This window comes from Nocardiopsis listeri, assembly GCF_020741345.1.
GTDB lineage: Bacteria > Actinomycetota > Actinomycetes > Streptosporangiales > Streptosporangiaceae > Nocardiopsis > Nocardiopsis listeri_A.
Genome location: NZ_DYZD01000166.1, coordinates 1 through 9,416, shown reverse-complemented (window position 1 = coordinate 9,416; position 9,416 = coordinate 1). Strand labels below are relative to the sequence as shown.

At 69.0% G+C, this 9,416-nt stretch carries 12 protein-coding genes, 1 tRNA gene and 1 pseudogene; 7 read left to right on the top strand and 7 right to left on the bottom strand.

Annotated elements, in window-relative coordinates; all coding sequences use genetic code 11:
* Positions 1-545 (bottom strand): UTP--glucose-1-phosphate uridylyltransferase (locus tag K8V84_RS09410; RefSeq protein WP_304073126.1); only part of this gene is annotated, 545 nt, incomplete at its 3' end.
* A gap of 171 nt (positions 546-716) precedes the next feature.
* On the opposite strand from K8V84_RS09410, the gene K8V84_RS09405 reads away from it, so the two are divergent.
* The 4 genes from K8V84_RS09405 (at position 717) to mscL (ending at position 3,248) form a co-directional block, all read left to right on the top strand.
* Positions 717-1,382, top strand: a complete 666-nt coding sequence (locus tag K8V84_RS09405; RefSeq protein ID WP_304073123.1) for a 5-formyltetrahydrofolate cyclo-ligase — start codon at positions 717-719, stop codon at positions 1,380-1,382.
* Positions 1,383-1,537: 155 nt separating this feature from the next.
* Complete coding sequence (locus K8V84_RS09400) at positions 1,538-1,903, top strand: FmdB family zinc ribbon protein (RefSeq protein ID WP_304073120.1); 366 nt, start codon at positions 1,538-1,540, stop codon at positions 1,901-1,903.
* A 181-nt stretch (positions 1,904-2,084) separates the two neighbouring features.
* Positions 2,085-2,735 carry an SAF domain-containing protein gene (locus tag K8V84_RS09395; RefSeq protein WP_304073117.1) on the top strand — a complete coding sequence of 217 codons (651 nt, stop codon included), beginning with the start codon at positions 2,085-2,087 and terminating at the stop codon, positions 2,733-2,735.
* Positions 2,736-2,822: 87 nt separating this feature from the next.
* Positions 2,823-3,248 (top strand): large conductance mechanosensitive channel protein MscL, encoded by a 426-nt coding sequence (mscL, locus tag K8V84_RS09390; protein ID WP_304073114.1) that lies wholly within the window; start codon positions 2,823-2,825, stop codon positions 3,246-3,248.
* A 34-nt stretch (positions 3,249-3,282) separates the two neighbouring features.
* Here the strand turns inward: mscL and K8V84_RS09385 are convergent, their stop codons facing one another.
* Complete coding sequence (locus tag K8V84_RS09385) at positions 3,283-4,392, bottom strand: D-alanyl-D-alanine carboxypeptidase family protein (protein WP_304073111.1); 1,110 nt, start codon at positions 4,390-4,392, stop codon at positions 3,283-3,285.
* Positions 4,393-4,807: 415 nt separating this feature from the next.
* On the opposite strand from K8V84_RS09385, the gene K8V84_RS09380 reads away from it, so the two are divergent.
* Together K8V84_RS09380 and K8V84_RS09375 are read left to right on the top strand one after the other, a co-directional pair.
* A tRNA-Arg gene (locus K8V84_RS09380) sits at positions 4,808-4,880 on the top strand.
* A 309-nt stretch (positions 4,881-5,189) separates the two neighbouring features.
* Positions 5,190-5,405 carry a calcium-binding protein gene (locus K8V84_RS09375; protein ID WP_304073109.1) on the top strand — a complete coding sequence of 72 codons (216 nt, stop codon included), beginning with the start codon at positions 5,190-5,192 and terminating at the stop codon, positions 5,403-5,405.
* 16 nt (positions 5,406-5,421) lie between these two features.
* Here the strand turns inward: K8V84_RS09375 and K8V84_RS09370 are convergent, their stop codons facing one another.
* The 5 genes and pseudogenes from K8V84_RS09370 to K8V84_RS25840 all read right to left on the bottom strand — a co-directional run.
* On the bottom strand, positions 5,422-6,177 hold the full coding sequence (locus tag K8V84_RS09370) for a class I SAM-dependent methyltransferase (protein WP_304073106.1): 756 nt from the start codon (positions 6,175-6,177) through the stop codon (positions 5,422-5,424).
* 89 nt (positions 6,178-6,266) lie between these two features.
* The gene (locus K8V84_RS09365) at positions 6,267-7,505 is read right to left on the bottom strand and encodes a phosphatidylserine/phosphatidylglycerophosphate/cardiolipin synthase family protein (RefSeq protein ID WP_304073103.1); all 1,239 of its coding nucleotides are present in this window, start codon (positions 7,503-7,505) and stop codon (positions 6,267-6,269) included.
* 112 nt (positions 7,506-7,617) lie between these two features.
* The gene (locus tag K8V84_RS09360; protein ID WP_304073100.1) at positions 7,618-8,418 is read right to left on the bottom strand and encodes a class I SAM-dependent methyltransferase; all 801 of its coding nucleotides are present in this window, start codon (positions 8,416-8,418) and stop codon (positions 7,618-7,620) included.
* Positions 8,419-8,428: 10 nt separating this feature from the next.
* Entirely contained in the window at positions 8,429-8,698 is a 270-nt protein-coding gene (locus K8V84_RS25845) for a hypothetical protein (RefSeq protein WP_369696616.1), read from the bottom strand.
* 46 nt (positions 8,699-8,744) lie between these two features.
* Positions 8,745-9,014 (bottom strand): annotated as a pseudogene (locus K8V84_RS25840) (class I SAM-dependent methyltransferase); the annotation flags it as partial.
* Positions 9,015-9,104: 90 nt separating this feature from the next.
* Between K8V84_RS25840 and K8V84_RS09350 the strand changes: the two are divergent.
* On the top strand, positions 9,105-9,416 hold a 312-nt coding region (locus K8V84_RS09350), incomplete at its 3' end, for a MerR family transcriptional regulator (RefSeq protein WP_304073097.1).

Below are 9,416 nucleotides of genomic sequence, written 5' to 3'. Positions count from 1 at the left end.
CAGCCGTAGAGGGAGACCTGCTCGGGCTCGACCTCCATGAGCGCCACGACGCTGCCCCCGTGTTCGCGACGTACCTCGATCATCCGGCGCAGCAGGTCGGCGGTCTCGATGAGGTCGTCGCCCAGCAGCACGGCGAAGGGGTTGTCGCCCACGTGCGCCTCCGCGCACAACACGGCGTGTCCGAGCCCGCGGGGCTCACCCTGACGGACGTAGTGGACCTGGGCGAGGTCGCTGGACTCACGGACCGAACGGAGCCGCTCCACGTCGCCCTTGGCCTCGAGGGCGAGCTCCAGCTCGTAGGCGCGGTCGAAGTGGTCCTCGATGGAACGTTTGCTGCGCCCGGTGATCATGAGGACGTCGTGGAGACCCGACTCCACCGCCTCCTCGACGACGTACTGGATCGCGGGTTTGTCCACGATCGGCAGCATCTCCTTGGGAGTGGCCTTGGTCGCGGGCAGAAAGCGGGTGCCCAGACCCGCCGCGGGGACGACCGCCTTGGTCACGGAGGGGCTCGAGGGACGCGTCTGGTCGTTGTCGGCGCTCATGGTCAGGCACTTTAGGGCAGAGCGAGCCGTTCCCGTGCTCGGCCCACGGACGTGGCGACGAGAAGTCCCCGTCCTTTCGGGAGAAGGCGGAGAAAACGCCACCCGGAGTTCACCCGGGTGGGCCTACGGGCGCCCCGGGCCGTGCGGGACGGCGATGCCACACTGGGGCGCATGGGTGATCCGAACGGCCACGAGCGGGCCGACAAGCGCGCGCTGCGCGAGCGCCTCCTCGCCGAACGTCGGACGCGAGGACCGAAGGAGCGCGACCGGGTGGGATCGAAGGTCCGCGACGCCCTGATGGACCTGCCCTGGCCGGCCATGGGCGGAACCGTGGCCTGCTACTACTCGGTCGGCGGTGAACCCGACACCCGCGGGCTCGTGCACGCGTTGTGGAAGCGCGGCGCGTACGTCCTACTACCGATCCTCCTTCCGGACCACACCCTGGACTGGGCGTCCTTCGACGGCCCCGACTCCCTCTCTCCGGCCGGGCACGGGCTGGTCGAACCCACCGGAGACCGCTACGGGCCCGAGGTACTGGGCCGCGCGGACGCGGTGATCTGCCCGGCCCTGGCGGTGGACCGTCACGGCGTGCGCATGGGGCGAGGGGCGGGCTGCTACGACCGCGCCCTGGCGCACAAGGGCCCGCACACCCCGGCGATCGCGGTGGTCCACGACGAGGAGTTCGTCACGAAGCTGCCCTCCGAACCCCACGATCGGCCCGTGGACGGGGTGGTCACCCCCAACGGCGGACTGCACGTGTTCGACCCCGCAGCCACGGTCTGGCCGGTCGGGGGCCGTGGCCGGAGCGGGTCCGGGCCGGGGTCGGCCGGGGGCTGAACGGGGATTAAGCGGTCACACCGGAGCGTTGTCCCCTGCGGTGCCCCTCCCCCTCGGTGACCCCTCCGGATGAGGGGCGGTCGCGGCCGTGGTCGGCGAACGCGTACTATTCAGCAGTCAACGGGTGAGAGTGCCAGCAAGGAGGACCCGGAACAGTGCCTACGTATCAGTATGCGTGCACCGAGTGCGACGCCCAGATGGAGGTCGTGCAGAGTTTCAGCGATGACTCGCTGACGGTCTGCCCCGAGTGCGAGGGACGCCTGCGCAAGGTGTACTCGGCCGTGGGGATCGTCTTCAAGGGCTCCGGTTTCTACCGTACCGACAGCAGCTCGAGCACCTCCAACAGCTCGGCCATGACCGGTTCGGGCTCCGCCGAGAGCAAGGACTCCAAGTCCTCCGGCTCCGGGGACTCCGCCAAGTCCGGTGACTCCACCGCCAAGAGCGCCTCCTCCGGCGGCGACTCCTCGAACGGCGGCAAGAGCGCCGGCAGCACCACCACCGCGAGCACCGGCAAGAGCTGAGTCGCCCCTTCCGTTGACCTGTCCGCGCCGCCGGGGCCCTCCGGCGGCGCTTTCGCGTGCGGGGCCGCCGCACGTCGGTGGCAGGGGCCGATCGAACGTTCCGTGACTCGGTGGACTATCGGGGGGATCCGGCCTGTGGATAACCGGTTCGGGCCCCTTCCGCCGTTCTAGCGTTGAAGGCATGACCACCACCCCCTACCGCCACCGACGTGGGCTCCTGCGCCTCCTGGACCGGTACCGGCGCGCCGTGGCCGCCCTCCTGGCCGCCTTCGCGGCGATCGGTGCCGTCATGGTCCTGCGGCCCCCTCCCGAACCCGCCACGGAGGTACTGGTCGCCGCCCACGACCTGGACGCCACCGGACCGGTGACCGAGGCCGACCTCGCCGGTCGGACCGTGCCGGACCGGTTGCTCCCCGAAGGCGCCCTCTCCCCCGAGGACCCACCCACCGGCCTCGTGCCGAACGCACCCGTGCGCGCGGGCGAGGTGCTGACCGACGCCCGCCTGGGCGACCCACCCGCGGCCCCCTACGGCACCGACATGGTGGCGGTACCGGTCCGGGTCTCCGACCCCGGAGCGGTGGCCCTTCTCACCGCCGGCAGCAGGGTCGACGTACTGGCCGCCCACTCCATGGACGAACTCGGCGGCCCACCCGCCCGTGCGGGACCCGCCATCGAGGTGGTCGGCGACCGTCCGGTGCTCGACGTACCGGCGGAGGACGCCGTCACCGGTGAGGGCGGTGCGCTGATCCTCATCGCCGCCACCGCGGAGGAGGCTCGCGCGCTGGCCGGACATGCGACCGTTTCGCGACTCTCCGTCATCATCCGCGGTTGACCCATGTCCGGAGCTGGTGAAAGCTATCCGAGGCGCCGGCCTGCGGCGCTTTTTCCGACCGACTCCGAACACGTAGGGCAGTACCCCATGGAAGGCTTCAAGAAGTTCCTGCTCCAGGGAAACCTGGTGCAGCTGGCCGTCGCGGTAGTCATCGGCTCCGTCTTCGCCAGTCTCATCACGACGTTCACCGAAGGGTTCATCACCCCGCTGCTCGGCATCTTCGGAGGTGTTCCCACCTTCGGTGACCTCTACTTCGAGATCAACGACAGCCGGTTCCTCTACGGCGCCTTCATCGACGCCCTCATCTCCTTCCTGATGACCGCGGCGATCCTGTACTTCCTCGTGGTGCTGCCGCTCAGCAAGCTCATGGAGAAGTTCATCAAGGCGGAGGAGGCCACCACCCGCGAGTGCCCGCACTGCTTCTCCGACATCGACAAGAAGGCCAGCAAGTGCGCCCACTGCACCAGTGAGGTCACCCCGGAGGCCACGACGACCCCGGAGACCACGGTCTGACCCACCGCGCATCCCCTACGCGTGTGCGGGCCGATCAGCCCTCGTACTCCCAGTGCCAGGGCTCGAACGGACTGGACTTGGCCCAGGCCGGGTGGATCCAGCCGAAGTCGCCTCCGTTCGCCTCCATCCAGTTCCATTTCTCGGAACGGAAGTTCTGGATACCGCAACCCAGGTCGATCGCCTGTCCCAGACCGTGGTTACTCGTGCCCGGGACCGCGGCGAAACCGGGTGCGACCTCGCCGTACACACGGTGTTGGTTGGGCAGGTCACGGTAGGAACTGGTGATGCAGATGTTCTCGCCGTACTCCTCGACGTGCTTCATGTTGAGTTCGAGGAAGGACTTGGCGGCGTCCGCTCTCAGGAAGTGCCCGTCGTACATCTCACAGAGGGACTCCTTCGGCAGCAGCCCGTTGGGGTAGCCGTCCGCCTTGGAACCCGCCGAGGCGTCGCACTCCGAGGCGGCCATGAAGGTGTCGGGGTCCAGACCGCGCGACTCCAGCTCGTCGGTGAGCGCGTTGGTGCTCTCCTCGGACTGGGCGCGCAGATCCTCCACCTGGGCGGCGAGTTCCGCCTGTTCCAACTGGGTGAAGGTCTGCAGTTCCTGTGCCTCGCCGGCCAACCCGACCTGTTCCTCGCGCAGGTCCGTGGCGTCCTGGATGAGCGCTTGGTTGTCCTCGGACAGCTTGGCGGCGTAGGACTGGGTCTGCAGGTCCTCGTCGAGGTCACCGGTGGCGAGGATGCCGAGTACGCCCGCCTCGGGCTGCTGGTACATGGTGCTGGCCAGTTGGGCGAGCGGTTCGCGCATCTCGCCGAGGTCGACCTCGATCTGCTGCAGGTCGTGCAGCGTTCCGACCAGGTCCTCCTGAGCCGCTTCCACGGCCTCCTGACGCTCGACGTACTCGTCGGTGGCGTCCTCCAGCTCCTGAGCCGCCTCTTCGGCGTTGTTCCTCAGGTCCTCGAGGTCGGCCTCTGCGGAGGCGGGTGCCAGTGCGGCTTGCGGCACCGGGACGACGAGCAGCGCGGTGACCAGAACGAGCGTCAGCGCCTGCGTCATCCGGACCCGCTGCGACGGGCTCAGGGCGGTCAGTGCCCCGCCACCCGACACGCGGAACCTGCGCCGCGCCGAATCAGAATTGAACGGCACGAATGATCCTCCGGCTGCTTTTCCTCGAACATCTACTCGTGGCCGCATGGCAACGTACTACATGTCCACATGCGGACACACTGGACAGTTCCATCCGGCGGCCACGGCCGCGGACAGCGAGCCGCTCCCCTGCGGGGCGTCCCACTCGACCCCCGGCGGAAGTCCTGGTCATCGGGTCACCGATGGAGTTCGCATCCATCAACCCACAGTGACCGTAACGCTCAAGTCGCCATAATCGCGACACGCGACATGAACAACATCACACCGTCACCAGGACAACCAATCGTAGGTCAGCGTACTCCGCCACGCACACAGCGTGCTCCCGCGGCGCCGCCGGAACATCAATCGGCATCCCATGCACGCCCATCCTGAGTTAGGCTTGACCCCGCGACGGGGCAACCTCCGTCAAAACCATGGCTCCGTAGCTCAGGGGATAGAGCACTGCTCTCCTAAAGCGGGTGCCGCAGGTTCGAATCCTGCCGGGGCCGCCGCACACGGCGTGGGCGCCGTCCTCCACCGAGGACGGCGCCCACGCTTTTTTGCTCCCCCATGGTTCCCCCTACAGACGATCAAGTCCCCACAAGTGTCGCGGACAGCACACTCGGTGGCGCTTCGCCCCGAAGCACGACCTTCCGGACGCTTCCGTTCCCCGAAGACCCCTTTCTCGGGAGGACCCTGGACGGAATTGACCGTCCACGTCGTGTCGGGGCGGGCCTACCGAGGCTCCGACCTCGATCATGGAGACCCGGCCGACCAGGCCGGACACGCGTGATCCAGGGCGAACGGGGGTGAGCCGGGTGGCGAGCGGTGACGACGAGACCGAACGCGACACCGAGCGGGAGAACGGTCGGTCGCGAGGGCGGCAGCGAGGCGGGTCGCCCTCGGCGATCGCGTCCGCCCTCAGCAGGGACCCCCACCCGGGGCCGCAGCACTGGGGTGGGCCACGGCCACGTCGCGCGGAGCCCGAGGTGTTCTTCCCCCGCAGGTTCCCCCGGTTCTCCCCGGAGGACTGACCCCGCAGAACACCGCCTAGCGCGGCCGCAGCACGTACCCCACGTAGCCGTACTCGTGTCCGTGCTCGCGGTACAACCGGTACTCCCGACGCAGGTCCTCGGCGGCGGCCGCGGCGTGCGGGTCGTCGGGGTCGGTCTGCTCGGCGCGACGGTCCAGCGGAGCGTAGTAGGTCTCCACCCAGTCGCTCGCAGGCAGCAGGTAGGTCGCCGTCACCGTGTACCCGGCGGCGGTGGCCTGGTCGACGTTCTCACCGGTGCTCCGCAACGGATAGGCGGCGTCCCAGTACGCCCGGGCCTCCGCCGAGGGTTCGTCGGTGATCCACCCGCACTCGGTCACCACCAGGACTCCCTCGGGGGAGAGCAACCGGCGCCAGGAGGCCAGGGCGGCGCCGAAACCGATGTTGTAGGCCGCCCCCTCGCTCCAGATCAGGTCGAAGGAGCCGTCCGGCAGGTCGTCCAGGTCCGCCATCGACCCATGACGCACGTCGACGCGGTCGGCCACCCCCTCGGTCTCGGCGGCGGCGCGCAACTGCTCCAGGAACGGTGTGTAGACGTCCACCGCCGTGACCCGTGCACCCTCGATCCGGGCGAGTACCAGGGTGGCCGCCCCGGTACCGCTGCCCAGGTCGAGGACGCGCGGCCGCTCCGGCAGCGGTGCCGCCAGGTCGAGCAGCAGTTCTGTGGTGGCCCTCGACCCCGGCCCCTGACGTTCCTGTCCCTCGTGCAGGGCCAGTGCCGCTTTGAGCGAGGGGTCGTCGAAATCGAATTCCATGGCGGAACTTCCCTGTGCCGGTCTCAGATGAACACGGCGAACCTAACAGCCGGCCTCGGGACGCCGACGGTCACCACGCCCCCGCGCCCTCAGAGGAAGCCGCGCCAGGGGGCCAGGACGATCTCGCTGAACTTGGCCATGAAGGGGCGGCCACGCCACTCCTCCTCGGTCAGTTCGCGGGCGTTGGCGAGGTCGACGTCGAAGACCCGTTCCAGGTGCTCGGCCACACCCTCGTCGAAGATCTCCATGTTGATCTCGTAGTTGCCGGTGAGGCTGAGCCGGTCCACGTTGGCTGTGCCGATGGTGCTCCACCTACCGTCCACGGTGGCGGTCTTGGCGTGCACCATCGTGCCCTGGTAGAGCCACAGCCGCACCCCTCCACGGAGCAGTTCGGAGTAGCGGCCCCGCGCCATCCAGTCCGCGACGACGTGGTTGGAGTTCTCCGGGACGAGAACGTTGACGTCCACCCCCCGTCCGGCCGCCTCGACGAGCACGTTGGCCAGTTCCTGGTCGGGGATGAAGTACGCCTGGGTGAAGATCACCCGGTCCTTGGCCCGGTCCACCGCCTCCAGGAGCATCGCCCGGATCGGGAAGATGAGCTGCTCGGGAACGTTGCGGTGGACGCGGAGGCGGGGGTCCCACTCGGCCACGCCCAACCCGTGGAGTTCGGGTTCGTGCGAGGCCTTGTTGCCGTTCCAGAAGTCGACGAAGGCGTTCTCCAGCCCCCACGCCGCCGGGCCCTTCACCCGCAGGTGGGTGTCGCGCCACTCCATCGCGTAGGTGGAGCCGATGTTGAACCCGCCGACGAAACCGACCTCGCCGTCGACGCTGAGGATCTTGCGGTGGTCCCGACCGGACTTGCGCACGTTCAGCAGCAGCACTCCGGGCCGGAAAGCCGGGTAGCGCAGGACCCGGACCGAGGGTGGGAAGTCGAAGAACCTACGGGGCACCACCAGGTTCGCGAAACCGTCGTAGATGACGAAGACCTCCACACCGCGTTCGGAGGCCTCGATCAGTGCGGCCTTGAACTCCTGTCCGACGGCGTCGGACTTGATGATGAAGGACTCCAGGAGAATCCGGCGGCGAGCACCGCGGATGGCTTCGAGCATGTCCTCGAACAGGTCGGCACCATAGGTGTAGACGGTCGTGGTGTTGTCCCCGACCGGCAGCGACGTGGGTTCGGTACGGGGAAAGTTCACCCGGTGCGGGCGCACCTTCTTTCGCCAATGGTCGATCCCGACAAGGGTCGCGACCACGGCGATCTGGGTGGCGAGGAGCCCCAGGAGACCTCGCCGAACCCAGGTCATGACGGTCGAACGTCTCAGCATACGGTCGCCTCCCGGAACAGGCCGTTCGCCGGGGCCGCGGCTGGGCGCCTCCCGGCACGGGTCGTGGCACAACCGTATCCGTCCGTGCACGCCGGAGCTCGGACGAACCGCCTCACCCGGGTCGACTTCGTTCGCGCCTGCGCAGCACGAGCAGTTCGGTGGTCGGGCCCTCCCGTCGGCCTCGGACCAGCCGGCGGTCCACCCGGTAGAGCAGGGATCCGGCCAACCCGCCGGTGAACGCGGTGATGGTGACGGCCCGCAGGAACCCGCCCCAGACCTTGCGCCAGGGCAGTGCGGCGTCGACCTGGGCGTTCATCAGCACGAGCATGGGCACCCGCCGGACCACGTCGAACCCGGCCTCGTCGGCGAGCGAGGTGATGGTCTCCAGAGTGCGGTTGACCTGGTGTTCCCCGCGCTGTTCGGGCCGTTGCAGGCAGTTCTCGGAGATGATGAGCGCGCCGCCGGGGCGCACGACCCGACCGAGGCTTCCGAAGGCCGCCGCGTAGCGATCGTCGTCGGTGATGTGGAAGAGCACGTCCATGCACGAGGCGGCGTCGAAGCTCGCGTCCTCGAAGGCGTCCAGATCGGACACGTCCTGGCGGACGAAGCGGTGTTGGGGGAAGCGTCCGCGCAGACGTTCCACCGCGGCATGGGCCATGTCACAGCCGGTGACCGTGCCGGCCCCGAGCCGATCCCACAGGTCCACGTAGAAGCCGGTTCCGCTGCCCGCGTCGAGAACGCGCGCCCCGCGCGGCGCCAGCCGCGTCACCTCACGGAGGAACACCTCCTCCCGCACCCGGTACATCCAGCTGTTGAAGGGCCGCCCCAGGGCGCGGTAGCCCACCCCGCTCTCGGTCCAGTCCCCTTCCAGGCGGTGCTCCCAGAAGTCCCGAAGTTCACCGTGAGTAGCCATCCCCCCACTTTCACACCGGCCCGGGGAGTTGTCCCGCCGCACCGCCGCGCCCTTCCCGGTCCGGGCCGCGGGCGACCACGTGTTCGACGAGGCCGAGGACGGATCGGCCGTACTCCTGGACCGTGAACCCCACCTCCTGGGTGATCGCCCTCGGCAGACCGCGCGGGTTCGCCTTCCGCCCCTCTCGCTGGCGCATGGGCCGGCGGGTGTACTCGATGTGGTCGACGAGCAGGAGCAGCCCGCCGGGACGCGGTACCCGTCCCATCTTGTTCCAGGGCACGCCGTTGGTCCGGGATGACGCAGAACGCCAGGGCGCAGACCACGGTGTCGAAGGTGGAGTCGGCGAACCGCAGATCCTGGGCGTCTCCTTCGGTCAGGGTCGCTCCAAGCCCCGACCAGGTGGCCCGGTCAAGGGCGCGGGCGAGCATCTCCGGGCTGAGGTCGACCCCGGTGAGTTCGATCCCCTCTCGGTGGTACGGCAGGTTGTGGCCGCTGCCGATCGCCACCTCCAACACGCGGCCGTACGCCCGCGCGCACAACCGTTCCCGGGTCCTTCCGAGAAGGAGACGTTGGAGCCGTTCCCCTCGGTCGTACATGTTCGCGACGCGGTTCCCATCACCGCGTACCCGCCTGGTCCGTTCGTCCATGTCGACCCCCTTGACATCGGAACCGGTCTGGAACCTCATGTGGACATCAGGTCAAGGGAGAAGCGACGGATCGAGCTGTCCATCGGCGACCTGGCGTCCGGGTACGGGTTGGCCCCACACGTGCTGCGGCACTGGGAGGAGGTGGGTGTGCTCGTCCCCGCCCGGCGCGAGGGCGGGCGTCGGCGCCACACCGAGGAGCACCGGTGCCGTGTCGCGGTGGTGCTGCGCGCCCAGCGGGCCGGGATGAGCCTGGCTCGGATCCGCGAGGTCCTGGACCGTCCGGACCCGGCGGAGCGGCGGGCGATCCGCACCGCGCACCTGGCGGAGTCGGAGGAGCGCATGACGCGATTA